At 42.3% G+C, this 20930-nt stretch carries 16 protein-coding genes; 9 read left to right on the forward strand and 7 right to left on the reverse strand.

The window, feature by feature from the left end; translation table 11 throughout:
• Positions 1 to 15 precede the first annotated feature (15 nt).
• From B6K83_RS02740 to kdsA, 4 genes are all read left to right on the forward strand, one after another.
• Positions 16 to 390 carry a SirB2 family protein gene (locus tag B6K83_RS02740; RefSeq protein WP_085283304.1) on the forward strand — a complete coding sequence of 125 codons (375 nt, stop codon included), beginning with the start codon at positions 16 to 18 and terminating at the stop codon, positions 388 to 390.
• Positions 391 to 426: 36 nt separating this feature from the next.
• Positions 427 to 1227 carry a SirB1 family protein gene (locus tag B6K83_RS02745; RefSeq protein WP_085282970.1) on the forward strand — a complete coding sequence of 267 codons (801 nt, stop codon included), beginning with the start codon at positions 427 to 429 and terminating at the stop codon, positions 1225 to 1227.
• Between the two features lie 71 nt (positions 1228 to 1298).
• Entirely contained in the window at positions 1299 to 2561 is a 1263-nt protein-coding gene (locus B6K83_RS02750) for a DUF819 family protein (protein ID WP_085282972.1), read from the forward strand.
• Between the two features lie 34 nt (positions 2562 to 2595).
• A complete protein-coding gene (gene kdsA, locus B6K83_RS02755) occupies positions 2596 to 3438 on the forward strand; it encodes a 3-deoxy-8-phosphooctulonate synthase (RefSeq protein WP_085282974.1) in 843 nt (280 codons plus the stop codon).
• A gap of 114 nt (positions 3439 to 3552) precedes the next feature.
• Here kdsA and B6K83_RS02760 read toward each other — a convergent pair whose 3' ends face one another.
• Positions 3553 to 4893 (reverse strand): dicarboxylate/amino acid:cation symporter, encoded by a 1341-nt coding sequence (locus tag B6K83_RS02760; protein ID WP_085282976.1) that lies wholly within the window; start codon positions 4891 to 4893, stop codon positions 3553 to 3555.
• A 448-nt stretch (positions 4894 to 5341) separates the two neighbouring features.
• Between B6K83_RS02760 and B6K83_RS02765 the strand changes: the two genes are divergently transcribed.
• Positions 5342 to 7867 carry an Ig-like domain-containing protein gene (locus B6K83_RS02765; protein ID WP_085282978.1) on the forward strand — a complete coding sequence of 842 codons (2526 nt, stop codon included), beginning with the start codon at positions 5342 to 5344 and terminating at the stop codon, positions 7865 to 7867.
• Positions 7868 to 7938: 71 nt separating this feature from the next.
• Here the strand turns inward: B6K83_RS02765 and B6K83_RS02770 are convergent, their stop codons facing one another.
• Positions 7939 to 9045, reverse strand: a complete 1107-nt coding sequence (locus B6K83_RS02770; protein WP_085282980.1) for an arginase family protein — start codon at positions 9043 to 9045, stop codon at positions 7939 to 7941.
• Between the two features lie 412 nt (positions 9046 to 9457).
• On the opposite strand from B6K83_RS02770, the gene topA reads away from it, so the two are divergent.
• Together topA and B6K83_RS02780 are read left to right on the forward strand one after the other, a co-directional pair.
• Positions 9458 to 12133 carry a type I DNA topoisomerase gene (gene topA, locus B6K83_RS02775; RefSeq protein WP_085282982.1) on the forward strand — a complete coding sequence of 892 codons (2676 nt, stop codon included), beginning with the start codon at positions 9458 to 9460 and terminating at the stop codon, positions 12131 to 12133.
• A gap of 264 nt (positions 12134 to 12397) precedes the next feature.
• A complete protein-coding gene (locus B6K83_RS02780; RefSeq protein WP_085282984.1) occupies positions 12398 to 12772 on the forward strand; it encodes a TonB-dependent receptor in 375 nt (124 codons plus the stop codon).
• Positions 12773 to 12963: 191 nt separating this feature from the next.
• Here B6K83_RS02780 and B6K83_RS02785 read toward each other — a convergent pair whose 3' ends face one another.
• Together B6K83_RS02785 and B6K83_RS02790 are read right to left on the reverse strand one after the other, a co-directional pair.
• Positions 12964 to 13344, reverse strand: coding sequence for a ribosome recycling factor family protein (locus B6K83_RS02785; RefSeq protein ID WP_085282986.1), 381 nt, complete (start codon positions 13342 to 13344; stop codon positions 12964 to 12966).
• Between the two features lie 53 nt (positions 13345 to 13397).
• A complete protein-coding gene (locus B6K83_RS02790; protein ID WP_085282988.1) occupies positions 13398 to 14159 on the reverse strand; it encodes a hypothetical protein in 762 nt (253 codons plus the stop codon).
• A 443-nt stretch (positions 14160 to 14602) separates the two neighbouring features.
• On the opposite strand from B6K83_RS02790, the gene cysB reads away from it, so the two are divergent.
• A complete protein-coding gene (gene cysB / locus B6K83_RS02795) occupies positions 14603 to 15577 on the forward strand; it encodes an HTH-type transcriptional regulator CysB (protein WP_085282990.1) in 975 nt (324 codons plus the stop codon).
• Positions 15578 to 15662: 85 nt separating this feature from the next.
• Here the strand turns inward: cysB and B6K83_RS02800 are convergent, their stop codons facing one another.
• From B6K83_RS02800 to pabB, 3 genes are all read right to left on the reverse strand, one after another.
• Positions 15663 to 17039: an L-serine ammonia-lyase gene (locus tag B6K83_RS02800; RefSeq protein WP_085282992.1), complete on the reverse strand. Its 1377-nt coding sequence runs from the start codon at positions 17037 to 17039 to the stop codon at positions 15663 to 15665.
• Positions 17040 to 17171: 132 nt separating this feature from the next.
• Positions 17172 to 17741: a CoA pyrophosphatase gene (locus B6K83_RS02805; protein WP_085282994.1), complete on the reverse strand. Its 570-nt coding sequence runs from the start codon at positions 17739 to 17741 to the stop codon at positions 17172 to 17174.
• A gap of 30 nt (positions 17742 to 17771) precedes the next feature.
• Positions 17772 to 19238 (reverse strand): aminodeoxychorismate synthase component I, encoded by a 1467-nt coding sequence (gene pabB / locus B6K83_RS02810; protein ID WP_085282996.1) that lies wholly within the window; start codon positions 19236 to 19238, stop codon positions 17772 to 17774.
• A 125-nt stretch (positions 19239 to 19363) separates the two neighbouring features.
• Here pabB and B6K83_RS02815 point away from each other — a divergent pair, with 125 nt between their 5' ends.
• Positions 19364 to 20896: a fumarate hydratase gene (locus B6K83_RS02815; protein WP_085282999.1), complete on the forward strand. Its 1533-nt coding sequence runs from the start codon at positions 19364 to 19366 to the stop codon at positions 20894 to 20896.
• Positions 20897 to 20930 lie beyond the last annotated feature (34 nt).

The following is a 20930-nucleotide window of genomic DNA, read 5'->3' on the forward strand; positions in this document are numbered from 1 at the left end:
ACAATGGAGTTTATCATGCTTAAACATTTACACATGACAGTGGCGGCAATCAGTATTTTACTATTTACCTTCCGCTTTGCTCTAACCTTAGTTAATTCCGAAAAATTAACATTGAAATGGTTGAAAATCACCCCACATATTGTAGATACCTTGTTGCTCGGTCTTGGTATTGCCTTGTCAATAAAGCTGGCATTAAATCCCGCTGAGCAATTGTGGTTAGCGGAAAAGCTATTTGCCGTTTTAGCTTATATTTTTACGGGTTACTATACCTTAAAACTGGCCCGTAATCGTACCATGCAAATTATTGGCTTTTTAGGCGCGATAGGCTGGGTAATGCTAATCGTGCGAATCGCTATTAGCAAAGAAACGGTATTTTTAGCTGGTCTGTAGCTAAACATTAACCTGTTAATGATTGAATGAGTGTGCATGAACGATTTGTTGTTATCAGAAATTAAATCTGAAAAAAATGAACTATTACAAACATTTTTGCTGCTAGAAACGCATATTTTTGCGCAGCAAAGCACAAAACAAAGTGAGCTTGATGAGTTAGTTACCTATTGCCAAGCGGCAACGGATGATATTACTGATGCCATTGAACGCGCTGAAGTATTGATAAACGCTTTATTTGTAGATCAGCTTTTTATTGATAATCAGCGCTCAAACTGGCCGGTTATTGCCTATAAAACCTCGTCGGCATTAGCTCATAAACTCATCTCACCGACATTAAAAGCGGTGCTGATAGCCCATGTTGCCAATGCATGTGGTTGTCAAACGGATATCGTGTTTGTGCCTGAAAAAGCCATGTTAAGAATAGTTTGTGATGATAATTATGCCATCATTTTTGATCCCGTAACCGGCGAGTCTCTGAACTGGCATGAGTTGGATGTTAGAATGAGTGAGCTTGCTGGTGATCCGTTTGAGATCACATTAGATAAAATGAAGCAAGAAAGTCTTGTCCTAGAGCATATTCGCGCCCTTAAAGCGGCTTTTATCAAAGAGCAGTCCTATGACAATGCCTTGAAGTGCGTTGATATGCTATTGGCCTTGAACCCTAATGATCCTTTTGAACGACGTGATCGTGGCTTTTTGTTACATCAACTTGATTGCTTTAAAGTTGCTTATGATGATTATCAATACTTTGTTGAGCAATGTCCGAAAGATCCCGCTGCGCAATTGCTAAAGCTCCAGTTAGAGAAGATCTCGATAGCTAAGACCATATTACATTAACCAATTTGCTGCTTTATACATGAATAAAAAATAATCTCACTGTAGATAATAACAACGAAAAAGGAAAAGTCATGCAAGAATCAATAGTGGTCAATGGGCCATTAATAACTAATGACGCGACAGTGCTGGGGATTTTGGCCTTAATTTTAGGCTTAGTGTTTTATACCTCGAATAGTCGTCATCCGCTATGTCGTTCGTTTTATAAATATATTCCCGCATTATTAATGTGCTACTTACTTCCGTCGTTATTAAATACCTTTGGTATTGTCAGTGCCGACTTAAGTCAAGTTGATGAAGTCGCGAAGTATTATTTACTGCCTGCCTGCTTGGTGTTATTAACTTTAAGTATCGATATTAAGGCCATCGTAGGTTTAGGTAGTAAAGCGGTCATTATGTTTTTAACGGGCACCTTTGGCGTGATCATCGGTGGCCCGATAGCCTTGTTAATCATTTCTGCGCTTTGGCCTGATCTCATTGGTGTTTCAGGTCCTGATGCCGTTTGGCGTGGTATGGCGGCACTAGCCGGCAGTTGGATAGGTGGTGGCGCAAATATGTTAGCCATGAAAGAGATTTATGGCGCCGACGGTAAAATATTTACCGTTATGGTAACGGTGGACATCGTGGTGGCAAATCTCTGGATGGCAGGCTTGTTGTATATGGCTGCAAATCATAAGCGTATTGATGCGAAAAGCGGTGCAGATACAACCAGTATTGATCGGTTAGTTGAAAAAGTAGAAGCAGAAAGTCGAGCCAACGCTAAGCTGCCCGAACTGAAAGATTATATGATTATTTTAGCCGTTGGTTTAGGGGCGGCAGGCTTTGCGCACCTAGCCGCAGACTATCTCGTGCCCTTTTTTCAAAGCAACTATCCAGGCTTAAAGAAGTTTAGTTTGCACAGCAAGCTATTTTGGATCATTGTTATAGTGACCACGATAGGCTTAACTTTATCATTTACTAAAGCAAGAAAGCTCGAGGCGGTAGGCGCGTCGAAAGTCGGTAGCAGTTTTCTTTATGTGTTGGTGGCAACCATTGGCTTACATATGGATATCACACAAATTGTTGAAGCGCCGAAGTATATGGTTATTGGTCTAATTTGGATGGCAATTCATGTTATTTTACTGTTTGCTATGCGCAAACTGATTAAGGCGCCGATATTTTATTTAGCGGTTGGCAGTAAGGCCAATATTGGCGGTGCAGCATCAGCTCCGGTGATTGCCTCGGCCTTCCATCCGTCACTAGCGCCAGTTGGTGTGCTTTTAGCTGTGTTTGGTTACGCATTGGGCACTTATATGGCTTGGTTGTGTGGGCAGTTACTGAGAATTGTCGGCAGTTAAAACGATCCTCTTGTAGATAAACTTTGGAAATATTATGACAAAGCAATTAATTTCACTGGGCGATATTGAAATCGCTAATGACAAACCATTCGTCCTTTTTGGAGGTATGAATGTATTAGAGTCGCGCGATTTGGCCATGAGCATCGCTGAACACTATGTAACGGTAACCGAAAAGCTCAATATTCCTTATGTTTTCAAAGCATCGTTTGATAAAGCGAACCGTTCTTCTATGCACTCATATCGAGGCCCTGGTTTGGAAGAAGGCTTAAAAATATTTCAAGAGCTTAAAGCGACGTTTAATGTGCCGATAATTACCGACGTACACGAGCCCTATCAAGCTGCGCCGGTTGCAGAAGTGGCTGATATTATTCAATTACCAGCATTCCTTGCACGGCAAACCGACTTGGTGGTAGCGATGGCAAAAACCGGTGCAATTATTAATGTCAAAAAACCACAATTTCTTGCGGCCCATGAAATGCGTCATATCATCAAAAAGTTTGCTGAGGCGGGCAATCAAGATATTATTTTATGTGAGCGTGGCAGTTGCTTTGGCTACAATAACTTAGTGGTTGATATGCTGGCGATGGATGAAATGAAAAACTATGCCCCGGTAATGTTTGATGCAACGCATGCCCTGCAGCAACCGGGTGGTCGTGCAGATTCTGCCGATGGCAGAAGGGCGCAAGCGGCACAATTAGCGCGCAGTGGTATGGCAATTGGAATTGCCGGTTTATTTATAGAATCTCACCCTGATCCTTTAGTCGCTAAGTGTGACGGGCCTTGTGCACTGCCCTTAGATAAACTCGAGCCTTATCTAGCGCAAATGAAAGCATTAGATGAGGTTGTTAAGGGTTTTGAGCCGCTCATTACCGGTTAGTCACGGTAAATTTTGCACTAAAAAGGCGCTTTCAAAGCGCCTTTTTTGCTCTCATGTAGCTTGTTTATCGCTAAAAGCTGAAACTATCGGCTACTTTGGAGAGTTGCGATACCTTTAACGTTTATCTAAGTGGTGGAAATCTATGTCTTCGATATTTTTTCCAGCATTTTCATCGTTAAATATGGCTTCATCAAACTGCGCTTCCGACTTGCCAACAACAACAGTCACCATACTGTCACCGGTCACGTTAACTGCGGTGCGGGTCATGTCTAGTAAACGGTCAACACCAATAATTAAAGCAATGCCTTCTACCGGCAAGCCGACTTGTTCTAACACCATAGCTAACATGATTAAGCCAACCCCTGGCACACCGGCGGTACCAATAGAGGCGAGGGTTGCAGTCAGTACCACCATCAAGTAATCGGTTAGGGTTAAATCTTGACTAAAAACTTGCGCGATAAATACAGTGGCGACCCCTTGCATAATGGCGGTGCCATCCATATTGATGGTTGCCCCTAGTGGCACTGTAAATGAGGCGATTGAGTTTTTAACGCCCATTTTTTTGGTGGTGGTTTCAAGGGTAACAGGCAAGGTGGCGTTGCTACTTGAAGTTGAAAACGCAAAAATAGCCGTATCACGCATTTTTTTCAAAAAAACCAGTGGGTTTAAGCCGGTTAATAGTTTTAGTAGCGTTGGGTAAGTAATAAACGCGTGTAGTAATAAAACCAAAAGCACAACAAAGAAGTATTTTATTAAATTGCCAAATGTGCTTAATGAAACATCGGTAAACAATCCTGCTAATAGGCAGAATACGCCATAGGGGGCAATATTCATTAAGATAGTAACAAGGCGCATGATCACTTCACTAAGATCTTCAAATAGCGCTGCCACTCGCTCTCCTGCTTTACCTGATAAGGCGATCGCGATACCAAATAGCAAGGCGAAAATAATAACTTGTAACATGTTACCCTGAGCAAAGGCCGCAAAAGGGTTACTTGGAAACATTTGAATAATAACTTGTGCCAAAGATGGTGCTTCACGGCTGGTAAAAGTAGAGCCTGCGGCCATATCAACGCCTTCACCTGGGTTGATAAGCAAGGCCAAGGTCATGGCAAAACTAATGGCTATCGCGGTTGTTAATAGGTATAAGGCGATGGCTTTACCACCAATTCTTCCTAGTTTAGTGGTATCTTTTAATGAGCATGTGCCACAAATTAATGAAACAAAAACTAAAGGAACTACTAGCATTTGCAAGCTAGAGATAAAAATTTGTCCACCAACTTCAAACACACCGTCTACTAAAAATCCGCGTATCGAAAGGTCAAAAAGATATAAAGGAATTACAGCATCAGAGCCATCGGGCATCAACCATTGCAAAAGGCTACCAATGAGAATGCCGGCAACCATACCAGTAACAATTCTCGTGGTTAAGCTTGCTTGTTTTTTTTCTGTCATATTTTATTCGAGTTATCGGGCGATAGCATATTATGTTGTTGCTCGACTAATAAATCAATGGCTTAAAGGTAAGCTGTGTCGGCTTTTTAAAACAAATATTGTTGACAGCGTTTGCTGATGCCAAAGGGGTCGCCCGATTGCGATATTTTTAGCCAAGCTGTTTAGCCAACATAAGCCTGTACTCTTTCAGTCTATGCCTCATTAGCTTAGAAGTTTGCATGAGCAGAAAAAAGTAAACGCTGATAAAGCACTGTTTATGTTCATAGTTTATATTGCATATTAGCGTGGTAGAGCAGTTAATTTGCTTGATGAACAACACCAGAAACGGCCGATTGTAGCTATCGTTTGCATGTAAATTATGTTTTTTTTCTTAATCAGTGACCTTTTTAGAAAAATTCGGTTAAGATGAGAGAAGTTGATGATAAAAATTACCAGGGAGATGCTTTTTATGGCGCTACTTCAACGCTTTAGTTTTATTTTACTGTTTGCAACTTTAATCGGTTGTGGTGGCAGTAGTGGCGGTTTTGATGAAAACCCAGATGGCGGTGATGGTAGTACACCAGACGCCATAACGATTACCTTAGCAATATCTAATACAACGGTCACAGGCGCAGAGCCCGTTACTGTCACGGCAACGGTAATGCAAGGGGCGACAGCTGTTGTGGGTAGAGCGGTTACCTTTACTACTGGTTTAGGTGCATTTTCTCCAGCATCAGGTAGTGCTTTAACAGATGAAAACGGTGTGGCAACAATAACTTTAACTGCGGGCAGTGTCCGAGGTGCGTCTGAAATATCAGCGACGCTCTCAACAGGAGAAAGCTCAACGACGCCGCTCGGGTTTACCACTCAAGGTGACGATATTGGTGTCGTTGGTGATATCAATATCAATGTTGCTTTAGTTGATGCGCAAGGCAACTCAACCAATACGGTAACTTCTTCAAGACCAGGCAAAGCGATTGCGACGATTAATGGTATTAGCGCTCCAGTGATTGTGACTTTTACTTCAACAATCGCTGACATCCCTATCGCAACAACTATTACCGATGAAAATAATCAAGCTTCAGTTGATGTTTTTGCCGGTGAAGCCTTAGGCGCTGGCACCATTACGGCGTCGATAGAGAGTGGCGAATCAAATAAAACCAATGTTGTCATTGGTTCATCATCGGTAACTATGGGCAGTGGCACGCCATTTGAGAGCGGCGTTGCAGAAATAAGTTTGGCTGAAATTTCTGCCGGTGGTACCAGCGTCATTTCTGTTTCTATTATTGATGATCAAGGCAACTTATTTAATGAGCCGATTGAAGTAAACTTCTCGTCTGGGTGTGCTGCACAATCAACGGCTACGTTAAGCAGCCCAGTTACGACGTCTAATGGCGTTGCTACTAGTACTTATTTAGCACAAGGTTGTGTTGGTGATGATCCCATCAATGTCACAGCTAATGCTGGTGGCATTAACTTATCTGCCACCACATCGATTAATGTTCTGGCAGCAGATATTGGCAGTATTGAATTTGTTACCGCTACACCTGAGCATATTGGCCTAGTAGGTACGGGCATTGTTGGCGGCTCAGAAAGCTCAACCGTTGTTTTTAAAGTTAAAGATACCGACGGTAACCCTTATAACAATCGAGTAGTTAACTTTGCACTGAATACCAATGTTGGTGGTATCAGCCTGAGTCAGGATGTTGCGACAAGCAATGCACAAGGCATAGTACAAACTGTTGTTAATTCCGGTACCGTGGCTACAACGGTTCGTGTCACCGCCTCAACTGAAGCATTAAATGGCACTATCGTTTATAGCGAATCGAGCATTTTAGTGGTTTCAACAGGTTTACCTGACCAAGACAGTTTCAGTTTAGCAAGAGGGATAGCCAATCCAGAGGCATGGAATGTTGATGGTGTAGCAGTGCCTGTAACTGTGCGTATGGCTGATGCGTTTAATAATACTGTGCCAGATGGCACTGCGGTATATTTTACCACTGAAGGTGGCGCGATAGAGTCTTCATGTACCACGATAGAAGGTGCCTGCTCGGTAAATTGGACCAGTCAAAACCCTCGTCCAGCAGGTCAATTGCTGACTAATAGTTTTTGTTCACTTGCCGATGATGCTGACCCTGATATCTTCTGTGCCAGACCGCCGCTGGCCAATGGTAAAAATTACCTTGGACAAAAATATGGTGGCCGCGTCACTATTTTAGCAACCGCTATTGGTCAAGAGTCATTTCCTGACAAAAATGGTAACGGCCGCTTTGATGAGAGTGAGTATACGTTATTTTTAGGTGGAGACGTAGGTAACAGACCTTATGATTTAAAAGAAGCATTTGTTGATCATAACGAAGACGGCTTTTATAACCCTGAAGAAGCTGGTGCAGGCACCGAAGTGGGGGGAGAGTTAGAGGAGTTTGCTGACTTTAATAATAATGGCACGTTTGACTTACAAGACGGCACTTATAATGGTGTACTTTGTGGGTTCAATGATGTCACTAATCCTGGCACGGAAACGCCTAACCAATACTGTGCTAACCCTGACGACGAACCCGACCCAACTAAAAAGTCTGAAAAAGTATCGACTAACGTGCGTGGTAGTACGGTTATAATTATGTCGGGAACCACACCGTACATTACCGTTACCGCAACCAATGATGCTGTTGCCAGCGGTTCAGCTAACTTAAATCCAGACGATACAACCTTGTATATTGCCGGTGAAAGTACAGGGACAGTCAGTATTGTAATCGCTGACTTACATAACCAACCCATGCCAGCAGGGACTAAAGTGACGTTTGTTGCAACAGTAGGCTCAATTCCCGGCACCAATAGTTATGTATGGCCTGGAGATTCAAGTAATGGTGGTAGCCAATTTAGTGTTGCTGTCAAAGGTGAAGCAGAGCCTACAAGTGGCCCGTTAGAGATAAAAGTTGAAACCCCAGGTGGTGTGACAACGGTATATAGCGGTATTAATATTGTGATTCAATAAGCTATATTTTGCAGTGCAGAACAAAAAAAACCGCTTTCACAGCGGTTTTTTTTATGATTTATAAACGTCAACTACTTGTTTATTTCTTCAATTAAGAAAGCGGAAATTTCCGCCCCAGCGGCTAAGGTTCTATCACGGCTCGCTTCCCCTAAACCCGTACTATCGGTGAAAGGGGCTATTTCCATCATGTCGGCACCGGTAATTGGGCATTGTGCGGCAACAGCGCGTAATATTTGCAGTGCTTCACTAGGTGATAAGCCGTCTGGCTCTGGTGTTCCTGTCGCCGAAGCATAGGTTTCATCGAGTGCGTCAATATCAAAGCTGACATACACTTCATCAATATTATCGGCTTTGAGTTGGCGGGTAATTTTTTCGATAATCGCATCAACACCTTGCTCTTTTACTTCATGCGCCCAGTGTTGTTTAACGCCGAAGGTGTTTTCCCAATGCGCTTTTGGTTTGCCACTTGAACGAATACCGACTTGGATCAAATCGCGTGGCGCAGTTAAATCATCTAAAATGTGGGTGCACCATGAACCAAAGCATAAATCGATGCCTAAGCGTTCAACCAGTAGGTCAGTGTGCGCGTCAAAGTGTACAATTGCCGCACGAACGCCTTGTTTTTTCTTCGCTTGTAAATACGCTTTAGTTAATGGATAGCTGACCGAGTGATCGCCACCAATACCAAAAATTCCTTTCTTGGGAAATTCAGCATAAAAGTCATGTAACACATCTTCTGTAATGGTAAGTGGACTCACCGGCAGCTCGCTGTTTTCGTCTTGGTATAACGCTCGTCGACAATTGGCTAACGTTGCCTCATTAAGATATTTGTCATGTAAGAGGTGAGGAATAACTCTGACGTCACCCATATCAAAAGTGTTTAAGTTTGGATATTGCTCTAATAATGCTGAGCGAACAAATAAAGGGCCCCAGTTTGCACCACGCAATATGCCGCCGCCACAATCAGAAGCAATGCCTAAGATAACAGCGTTACTCGACTCAGGAAGTTTTTCAACACTTTGCTGCCATAGTGCTTCTATATTTTCAGACTGCCCAAATAAGGCGTTATGCAAACGCTCTTTGCGTTCTTTAGCGGTATTGACAGTAAAAACGCCATTGCCTGGCGGGCACAAACATTGGCTGATTTTTTTTTGAAATGTTGACCATGAAGTTGTCATGTATTTTACCTTCCTATTAAAGAGGTTAATTTTAACTAGGCATTGAAATTCACAAAAATGAACGCAAACTACCGAAGTGAGTGAAAAAATAAAGTTATAGGCGAAAAACTGAAGTTATTTTGGCTTCAGCCCTTAAGTTTTACGATAAAGTCGATTATGATGGCGCAAAAAATTCGCACCATTATAGCTAAAAGTAGTAAAAAGGCACATATATAAAATCTTTTGCTTGTCAGCTTGCTAATTTACAGATATATCTAATAGTAATTTTAGTCTCAAATTTAATTTTACGTCCCAGTTTTATCTATAGATGCTGATTTATATTTAATAAGCAGCTCGCGCATTATTAAGTAATTAAGTGTAATCAACTGTGACAAAACTGACAATAGTCAGCTAAGTAGGAATAGAAAATAATATGGCAAAATCTCTGGTAATTGTGGAATCGCCAGCCAAAGCGAAAACAATTAACAAATACCTTGGTAAAGATTTTATTGTTAAATCAAGTGTTGGACACGTACGCGATTTGCCGCACGGTAGCACGGGGAAAAAAGTCGCAGCAAAATCACCGGCTGAAGTGAGAAAAATGACCCCAGCGGCAAAAGCCAAATATAAGCAAAAGCGAGATAAACTCGCCTTGGTTAATCGCATGGGCATTGATCCAGAAAACGATTGGCAAGCAAACTATCAAATATTACCCGGCAAAGAAAAGGTGGTGAGTGAATTAACCAAACTTGCCAGTAGTGCTGATACTGTCTATCTCGCAACCGATTTGGATAGAGAGGGGGAAGCGATTGCTTGGCATTTAAAAGAGATCATAGGTGGCGGTGACGATAAGTTTAAACGCGTAGTGTTTAACGAAATTACCGAAAACGCCATTCAACAAGCGTTTTCTTCACCAGGCGAATTAAGCATGCCAGGCGTTAATGCACAGCAAGCACGACGCTTTCTCGACCGCGTAGTGGGCTTTATGGTTAGTCCATTACTGTGGAAGAAGGTCGCACGGGGCTTATCGGCTGGCCGTGTTCAATCAGTTGCAGTTAAGCTGGTTGTAGAGAAAGAACGTGAAATAAAAGCGTTTGACCCAAAAGAATATTGGGAAGTTAGCGCTGATACGCAAACTGCTCAAGGCAAAGACTTTGCTTTAGATGTTACCCATGAAAATGGCAAAACATTTAAGCCTAGCAATGAAGCCGACACCAATAAAGCGCTTGCGACTTTAAAGTCAGCAACTTACACCGTTAGCAAACGTGAAGATAAACCTTCAAAAAGTACGCCGTCTGCGCCATTTATCACCTCAACGCTACAACAAGCGGCGAGTACTAAGTTAGGTTTTGGCGTTAAACGTACCATGGGGCTTGCACAGCGCTTATATGAAGCCGGTCATATTACCTATATGCGTACTGACTCAACTAATTTAAGCAAAGACGCTGTGGATAATTGTCGTGCCTATATTGGTGAGAATTTTGGCGAAAATTACCTGCCAGAAAAAGCGAAAGTTTATAGCAGTAAAGGCAATGCCCAAGAAGCACATGAGGCTATTCGACCGTCTAATGTTAAGCTTGAAGCCGCGTTGATCACAGACGTAGATGCTGATGCAAAAAAACTGTATGAATTAATTTGGCGCCAATTTGTTGCCTGTCAAATGACAGCGGCACGCTATACGGTAAGTACCATCACTGTTGATGCCGCTGGCTTTGATCTTAAAGCGAAAGGGCGCGTTATGCAGTTTGATGGTTGGACGCGTGTCCACCCACAACTATCAAAAGGTGATGATAAACATTTGCCTGATTTGGCCGTGGGAGAGGTGTTAGCTTTGCAAGCGTTACACCCAAGCCAGCACTTTACTAAACCACCTGCGCGCTACGGTGAAGCATCATTGGTTAAGGAATTAGAAAAACGCTCCATTGGTCGCCCATCAACTTATGCGTCAATTATTTCTACGATTCAAGATCGCGGCTATGTGCGCTTGGATAAAAAGCGTTTTTACGCAGAAAAAATGGGCGAAATAGTCACAGATAGTTTATCAGGCAGCTTTACCGACCTGATGAACTACGACTTTACGGCCAATATGGAGCAAAAGTTAGATGAAGTTGCCGAAGGAAAAGCAAACTGGAAAGATGTGTTAAACCGCTTCTATGAAAACTTTACTGAGCAACTTAATTTAGCCGATAAACCTTCTGAAGAAGGTGGTATGCGCAGTAATGAACCGATAGTAACCGATATTGACTGTCCTACCTGTGGTCGAAAAATGGGCATTCGCACCGGCTCTACCGGTGTGTTTCTAGGCTGTTCCGGTTATGCACTTCCCCCTAAAGAGCGTTGCACAACCACGATGAATTTAACGCCCGGTGAAGAAGCAGTGAGCGTTTTGGCAGAAGATCAAGAAACGGAAGCTTTGCGCGCTATGCATCGTTGCAGCAAATGTAGCACAGCGATGGACAGTTATTTGATTGACGAAAAACGCAAATTACATGTTTGTGGTAATAACCCTGTTTGTGATGGTTTAGAGTTAGAAAAAGGCGAGTTTAAGCTTAAAGGCTATGACGGACCTATTTTAGAGTGTGATCGTTGTGAAGCGGAAATGGAGCTGAAGTCTGGTCGATTTGGTAAATACTTTGACTGTACAAATAGTGACTGTAAAAACACCCGTAAATTGCTTGCTAACGGTGAAGCCGCGCCGCCTAAAGAAGACCCAGTGCAGCTACCTGAGTTACCCTGTGAAAAGTCTGATGCGCATTTTGTGTTGCGTGATGGCGCAGCGGGTATTTTCTTGGCCGCCAACACCTTTCCAAAATCACGGGAAACAAGGGCACCTAAAGTGGCTGAACTTGCCCGTTTTCGCGATCGAATATCAGAGAAGTTTTATTACTTAGCTGATGCACCAGCAACCGATCCCGATGGCAACTTAGCGGTAGTGCGTTATAGTCGAAAAACCAAATCACAATATGTGATGACGGAAGTTGACGGTAAGGCAACGGGTTGGAATGCCAAGTATATTGACGGTAAATGGGTAGAAGAACTGGCGAAGAAAAAAACGCCAAAGGCTAAAGCAAAGGCTAAGCCGAAACCAAAAGCTAAAAAAGCGACATAAAGTCACCATTTATCAATAAAAAGCGCTCATAGAGCGCTTTTTTTATGTTTAATTACATTCACTCATATCTATATTTACTCTAATTGCATTAATAATTTACTGATCCTATAGGACAAACCTCGCACTATGTCCTACTTTTTAATCATATTATCGCTTGTATTAAAAGCCACGTTTATAACGATAATAGGATGTGAAATAACAATCTAGCAGCACTGACAAAATAAGCTACTGATAAAGTAAACAAAAATACCTCAAGGAGTCGATATGGATAAAAAATTCATTTTAACAAGCTTTGCTTACGCCATTGCGGGTTTAACACTTGGCATTTTTATGGCCGCGACTAAAAACCATGGTCAGTTAGTGACTCATACCCATATACTGCTAATTGGCTTCGTGATGTCATTTATTTATGCGCTATGTCATAAGTTGTGGCTTGATAAAATCAACTCACGGTTAGCGAAACTGCAATATTATCTTCATCAATTGGGGACTTTAGGTGTGGTAATTGGCTTGTTTCTTTTTTATGGTAATTTTGTTGCGTTAGAGGCGGTAGATCCCTTGCTAGCCTTATCTTCAATTACAGTATTAATTGCTCTGATCTTGATGAAAGTATTGTTTATTCAAACATTAAAAAAGTGAACAGCGCACGCTGCTTAGGCCGTTGGGAGCATGACTAAGTTCATTCGCTTGATCGAAAGACCTAAAGCAACGGCAACACCTTAACAACTATGATATCGGGCACTTTGATAATACTAATCGTTAAGCCAACAATGCGATTGAAGCGTTACCTTACCTATTTACATTGAGCTATTTGAGGGCGTTTACTCACCTCAGTCGTCAAACTCTATTGTATCTATCACGCGTCTGGCTTGTGCTATGGTGCAGTCTGTACGTTGCATTAATTCAGATACTGTGATGCCTGGCTTTTTTTTCGCAATACCCACTAAGACATCAAATGCTAAATTTTTACTTTGCTTAGCTAAATGTGTTGCGAGCCATTGCCAACTAGGCTCCTCACTGTCGCTAATGGCGGCAATAGTTGCTTCGAGTTGCTCAAAACTGGCTTTTAATTGCCAGTTGCGTGAACGGCCAATGCGGTTGAGTTCGCAACCCTGTGCGCGTATAAGGCTTTTCAACGCATAAGCGCGTAACACTCGGCGTAAAAATGACGGCAGTATAATGAAAGGGGTTTGGTTCTTTGGGGTTTTCATATTGTAAACGCAGTAAACCAGCATTGCTGCTGGTTATAGGCTATGAGAGTGCGTTACCATTTTTTCTTAGGTTGAAATAGCAAGTCTAAATCGTCTTCTTCCGCTTTTGCTTTTTTAGCGGCATCTTTGGCATTGGTGTTCTTTAGTGAAGAGGTGATACCATCCAAGACACTTTCAATTTCTTCACGTTTTTTACTGCAATAATCCGTTTGTAACGGACTGTCAGCGATAGTTTGTAATGCTTTTTCTAAATATTGTCTAGCTGAGCCTAGCATTTCTTTTTGGTAAGCTATCATGCCACGTTTTTGTAGGCTTTCTACGCCAATTTTTAACTGCATAGCAGATAACTTATGATCTTCTTGGGTAAAGCTTTGTGCGTCTAAATTGCCTTTAGATTGCTCTGACTTTAAGGTAGCGCGTAGTTTTTTAATGCTTTGTAATATTGCCACTAAGTGCTGTTCGTTATCAGGTAGGTTGAAGGCTTGCTCAGTGTCTGAGTTGCTCGTATTGCTGCTAGCATCTAATCGTGCTTGTAGCTCTTGCACGCGTTTTGTTAATAATTTATTTTCGGGAAATATTTTAGCCATAGCGATGGCGGCATTTAAACTACGATTATTAAGAATTTTGACTAAATTCGGGTTGTTGGGCAGGTTTGCTAAACTCACAAGCAATTCTTCTGTTTCATCAATAATAGCTTTTTGTTTTGCCGCTTTAGCACGCTTTTCTTGTGCTACTTTCTCTTTATGCTGCTGTATTGCATTGACTACCACGACTATGATAACTAAAGCGATAATTAACGCGATGATAATACCCATGTTTAATTCTCTATTGTGAAAATATAAATTGTTATTCTTGGCAGTCTACAAAAATTGTCAGACTAAGCAAAGGATAAAGCGTTTTTCTTTCAGGATTTTCGCATATTTGCCGGTTGAGTCACAGCGAGTTAAAGCTTTTATTAGGGCGTATTGATCTTTCAGGACTATTTTTGCCTCAGTTTGTTTGGTCTTTATACAAGGCTGAGCCTGTAAAGTGTCGTTATTCTACTCGCACAGGCGAAAACGTAGTAAAAATGCTAAACAAACGCTGTCCAATGGATTCGTTCGAACAAAACTCAATCTCGAAAGTTCAACACGCCTTAGATTCAAACAAACTTTAAAGCTTGAGCTTGAGTATTTTCATGCAAAATGCAAAAATTAATATGGAATAAATGTTTAATTAAGTATATATTTTTCGAATAAGAAATCTCTGAATAATTATTATGAAGCTGCAACAACTCCGCTATATTGTCGAAGTATTAAACAATAACCTTAATGTCTCTGCGACGGCTGAAAGCCTGTTTACCTCACAGCCTGGTATAAGTAAACAAGTACGAATGCTGGAAGATGAGTTAGGTATTCAAATTTTTGGGCGCAGTGGTAAGCATTTAACCCATGTCACACCGGCGGGTAATGAAGTGATAAATATCGCTACCCAGATTTTATCTAAAGTTGAAGCGATAAAAGCGGTAGCCCGCGAGCATACGCAGCCCGACGAAGGCAAACTGCGTATTGCCACCACCCATACCCAAGCACGTTATGCGTTGCCAGACGTTATTCAGGGGTTTATGAAAAAATATGCCAAAGTATCTCTGCATATGTATCAAGGTACACCGGCACAAATAAGCGACGCTTCAAGTAAAGGAGAGGCTGATTTTGCCATTGCCACAGAATCGCTACATTTGTATAACGATTTGGTGATGTTACCTTGCTATCATTGGAACCGTAGCATTATTGTTAAGCCTGATCATCCGCTAGCACAGAAGCAAAATATCACCATCGAAGACATCGCAAAATACTCTTTGGTGACTTATGTGTTCGGTTTTACCGGTCGTTCTGAATTAGATGCCGCATTTAGTGCCGTGGGCGTTGAACCTAAAATTGCTTTTACTGCCACCGATGCCGATGTTATTAAAACCTATGTCAGGCTGGGTGTGGGTATTGGTGTTATTGCCACTATGGCTATGGATCCAAAAATAGACAGTGACTTAGTCACCATTGACGCCAGTCACTTATTTAGTCCGAGTACGACTAAAATAGGTTTTAGGCGCGGTACTTTCTTGCGTGGTTATATGTACGACTTTATTGAACGCTTTGCGCCACATTTAAATAAAGATTTAGTCACACGAGCGGTATTATTAAAAAATAACGCCGAAATAGATGAAATGTTTGCCAATATTAAGCTACCTGTGCGTTAGTTACTTAAGGTTAGCTCTTGTTGCTAAACAATAAGCCGTAGTTCATAGCTACGGCTTATTTCTTATCAGTAAATTAATGCCTTGGTTAACATTCGATAATATTAACCGCCAAGCCACCGCGAGACGTTTCTTTATATTTAGTTTTCATGTCATTGCCAGTATCCCACATGGTTTTGATCACTTTATCTAATGAAACTTTATGCTTACCTGTGCCGCGCAAAGCTAATCGTGAGGCGTTTATGGCTTTGACCGACCCCATAGCGTTGCGTTCAATACAAGGGACTTGCACTAATCCGCCAACAGGATCACAGGTTAAACCTAAGTTATGCTCCATGCCAATTTCAGCGGCATTTTCAACTTGTACCGGAGAGCCACCCATGATTTCTGTTAATGCGCCAGCGGCCATTGAACAGGCAACGCCTACCTCTGCTTGACAACCACCTTCAGCGCCCGAAATAGTGGCGTTGGTTTTATATAAAATACCAATTGCAGCGGCGGTTAATAAATAGCGAATAACGTCATCTTCTTCAACGGGCTTAATAAATTTATTGTAATAAGACAATACGGCAGGAATGATGCCCGCCGCGCCATTAGTTGGCGCTGTTACTACGCGGCTACCTGCTGCGTTTTCTTCATTTACCGCCAAGGCGAATAAGTTAACCCAATCCATGGCAGAAAGCGGATCGGCATTTTTCTCTACGGATAGTGAGCGGTGCAGTGCAGGGGCTCTGCGTAGTACTTTTAAACCACCAGGTAGCACTCCTTCGGTTACCATGCCACGCTCGATACTTGCTTTCATTGCCTGCCAAATTTCAAGTAGGCCAGCACGAATATCCGCTTCATCTTGTAAGCACTTTTCATTGTCCATCATGATACTGCTGATGCTTAGGCCTTTGTCGTTGGCAATTTGTAATAACTCATCGGCGCTAGAGAAACGGTGCGGGCGCTCTATGTTGCTATGTAAAGATAGCGCTTTGTCTTTTTCTTTCTCAAAATCACAATCTTCAACGATAAAGCCACCACCAATGGAATAGTAGGTTTCTTCATAAATCACCTGATCGCCCTGATAAGCGAAAAAAGTCATCGCGTTAGCATGCGCGGGTAGCGATTTTCTTCGATGATAAATAATGGCATTGTCTTTAGGAAAGTCGATTAAATGCTGCATATTGAGGTTTATCTTCTCACTTGCCACTACAGCAGCGAGCGTTGACTCGATAGATTCAACCGGAATGGTTTCAGGACTCTGTCCTGTTAAACCTAAAATAACCGCTTTACCTGTACCGTGACCAATGCCTGTTTGACCAAGCGAGCCAAATAATTCACATTTGACTCGATCAGTATCCGTTAATTTATTGGCCGCGATAAGATTTTCAACAAATAGCTTGGCAGCTTTCATTGGACCAACGGTATGTGAACTGGATGGACCAATTCCAATTGAAAACATATCAAATACACTAATCATAAGGTAACCTGAATATATAATGTTGAATATTGCTAAATATAAAATTTTGTGCGGTGATTGTAGCCGAAAGCTTTCAGCATGCAAAACAAATTGTCATTTCTGCAAAGATAATCCTACGTTGAGATATGCCCTTTAGTTTAGCAGTAGGCTTAGGTCGTGCAAGATGGCAGCTGTTGCTCCCCAAATATTGTATTGTTGATAAGGCATAAAGTGTACATTATGATGCCCACCTTGATGGTATACCGGCACTTGAATATGATGTTGACGTTGCAAAAAGTGTGTCAGGGGCACTTGAAATACTTCTGCCACTTCATTTTTGTCTATGTGGTAGTGCTCACTAGTCGCGACTAAGGCCACTATCGGGGTTATTTCATAACCTGAAATAGTTTGATAAGACTTTAATTGTCCCAACACGTCAATAAAGTCGGCGGGTAGGCCTATTTCTTCCTGTGTTTCGCGCAGCGCGGTGGCGGTAACGTCAAAGTCAAAGGCTTCCACTTTACCGCCTGGGAAGCAAATTTGCCCTGGGTGATGACTCAAATGACTCGCTCGCTTGGTCAGCAGCACATCTAGCTGTGTTTCATTACTGACGATGGGGATCAGTACCGCGGCACTTTTTAGCTTGTTTTGATAACGATAACTGTGTTTTGACGCTGGCAGCGCCCGTAATTGAAAGCGCTGTATAAATTCATCTTTTGTCATACATACCTTCAAAGGTTAAATTAACTAGGCTCAATTTTTTGATTTGTCACGGTTGAGCGCGCTTAATACTGGGAGGATCTTCTGCACTTTATCGTAAGTTTCTTGATACTCGCTGTCAACGTTTGAATCTGCCACTAAGCCACCGCCCGCCCAGCAGTGAATGCTTTGTTGGTGACACACCAAGGTACGAATGGTAATGCTAGTATCCATATTGCCGCATGCTGAAATATACCCAATAGCACCACAATAAACACTGCGCTGGTGTGGCTCAAGCTCTTCGATGATATCCATGGCTCTAATTTTGGGCGCACCAGTAATTGAACCACCAGGAAAAGCCGCGCGCAGTAAGTCGCTTGCAGCATATTGCGGGGCTATTTCACCTACCACAGTACTGACTAAATGATGGACAGCTGGAAAGCTTTCAATGGCAAATAGCTCAGGGACTTTCACTGTGCCAGCTTGACAAACACGGCTAATATCATTGCGCAATAAGTCTACGATCATTAAGTTTTCGGCGCGATCTTTACTCGCCTGTTGTAAGGTTTTGGCATTGGCTCGGTCGATATTTTCATCAGTGCTGCGTGGTCGTGTACCTTTAATGGGTTTGCTTTGTACCTTGCTATCGCGCAGTTGTAAAAAACGCTCGGGTGAAATACTTAAAATCGCACTGTCTTGAAAGCGCAAAAATGCCGAGAAAGGCGCTTTATTTTCCTGCCTTAAGGCACAATAAGCTTGAAATTCATCACCTTGATATTGAGCGCTAAAACGCTGAGCTAAATTAATTTGATAACAATCACCAGCCAATAAGTAATCTTGTACTTGCTGAAATTTTTGACGGTATTGCATTTGGCTGATGTTGGATTGCCAAGGCGTGGTGAGACGAAAGCTATCTGGTAAGTTGCTTTTAACTGAGCCAAGTGCTTTAGCTTTAAGCGCTTGGTTAAAAAAATGGCAAATATCAGCCCGGTCATCTTCACAGCAAAGTAGCCAAGTTTGCTGTAATTTACGGTCGAAAATTATAGCCTGTTGGTAAATACCAATGGCCATATCTGGGATATTAATATCTTTGTCTGTTTGCTGCTTGATCACCTCAAAGCGCTTACCTAAGTCATAAGCAAAATAGCCAAGTGCGCCGCCGCTAAAAGGTAAATTATTCGCGCTTATTTCAATGTGACTAAAGCTTGTTTGTAACTCACGCTGTAATAACAATAACGGGTCGTCATCACTGTGATATTCACGGCTTGGGTTAGTCTGCTTTATCTTAGTTGTTTTACCCTTGGTGGTTAATGTTGTCACCGGCTGCCAGACTATAATGTCATAGCGACTATCAACATGGGCACTGTCACAGGAGTCTAGCCACATCGCCCAGGGTTGATCGGCGATAGTGGCAAATAAAGATTGGCTATCAAAGCTAACTTCGAGTTGCAGTAAATGCGAGTTTAGTGATCTGGTGGCGTTTGTTGGCAATGTCTTCTCACAGCAGTAAATTTCGACCATTATTATAGAGAGCTACATGCCTTTAGAGCAATTGATACTGGTAGCTATTTAACTTTGGGGGTATGATATCGGCAAATTTATAACTTTCAACTTTTCTCTCGCGAATTAACCAAAAAGAGACCGTTATGGCTATTATTAAACAACAAGATTTAATCGAAAGTGTTGCCGATGCCTTGCAATATATTTCTTATTATCACCCGTTAGACTTTATCCAAGCGCTTGAAAAAGCGTATAACAAAGAAGAAAGTCAGGCTGCAAAAGATGCCATAGCGCAGATCTTAATTAACTCTCGCATGTCAGCCCACGGTAAACGACCTATTTGCCAAGATACCGGTATCGTCACATGTTTTGTCAAAGTCGGTATGGCGGTGCAGTGGGATAGCACAGACATGACAGTACAAGAAATGATTGATGAAGGTACGCGTCGCGCATATTTGAACCCAGACAACCCACTACGCGCCTCAATTGTTGCTGATCCAGCGGGTAAGCGTATTAACACTAAAGATAATACGCCATCGGTAGTGCATATTGATATGGTGGCTGGTGATCAAATTGAAGTGATGATAGCTGCTAAGGGTGGCGGCAGTGAAAACAAAGCAAAAATGGCGATGTTAAACCCAAGTGACTCTATTGCTGACTGGGTGGTAAAAACCCTGCCAACGATGGGCGCTGGTTGGTGTCCACCGGGCATGTTAGGCATAGGAATTGGTGGCACAGCGGAAAAAGCCGGGGTATTGGCTAAAGAAAGCTTGATGGAGCCAGTTAATATTCAAGAGCTTATCGACCGTGGCCCAGAAAACGCGGAAGAAGCATTACGTCTTGAAATATTTGAGCGGGTAAATAAATTAGGTATTGGCGCGCAAGGCTTAGGCGGCTTAACCACTGTGGTTGATATTAAAATTAATTCAGTACCAACTCATGCCGCGTCAAAGCCTGTGGTGATGATCCCGAACTGCGCCGCAACACGTCATGTGCACTTTCACCTTGATGGTTCAGGGCCGGCGGATTTAACGCCGCCTAAATTAGAAGATTGGCCAGAAATCACCTGGGAAGTAGGTGAAAATGTTCGTCGTGTTAATGTTGATGAGCTATCCAAAGCGGATATTAGCAGCTGGAAAACCGGAGAAACTGTACTGCTTAGCGGCACGATTTTAACGGGTCGCGATGCCGCTCATAAGCGTATTCAAGAAATGTTGGCTGCAGGTGAAAGTTTACCTGTAGACTTTACTGATAAGTTTATTTATTACGTTGGTCCAGTTGACGCTATTGGCGACGAAGCGGTTGGTCCTGCGGGTCCTACAACCGCCACGCGTATGGATAAATTTACCGAAATGATGTTATCTAAAACCGGCTTACTCGGCACTATAGGTAAGGCTGAACGTGGTCCAGCAACGGTTGAAAGCATTAAAAACCATAAGTCAGTTTACCTTATGGCCGTTGGTGGTGCCGCATACTTAGTGTCAAAAGCCATTAAAAAGGCGAAAGTGGTAGCGTTTGAAGATATGGGCATGGAAGCGATTTACGAGTTTGTGGTTGAAGATATGCCAGTGACCGTTGCCGTTGATAGTTTAGGTGAGTCGGCACATGTTACCGGCCCAGCAATATGGCAAGCAAAAATTGAAGAGCTCGACAGTAAACTAAGTACCTCAAGTAACTAATTTACCTGCAGGGTAAGTCTTATTGATTGACAGC

The sequence above is a fragment of the Colwellia chukchiensis genome, from assembly GCF_002104455.1.
GTDB classification, from domain to species: Bacteria; Pseudomonadota; Gammaproteobacteria; order Enterobacterales; family Alteromonadaceae; genus Cognaticolwellia; species Cognaticolwellia chukchiensis.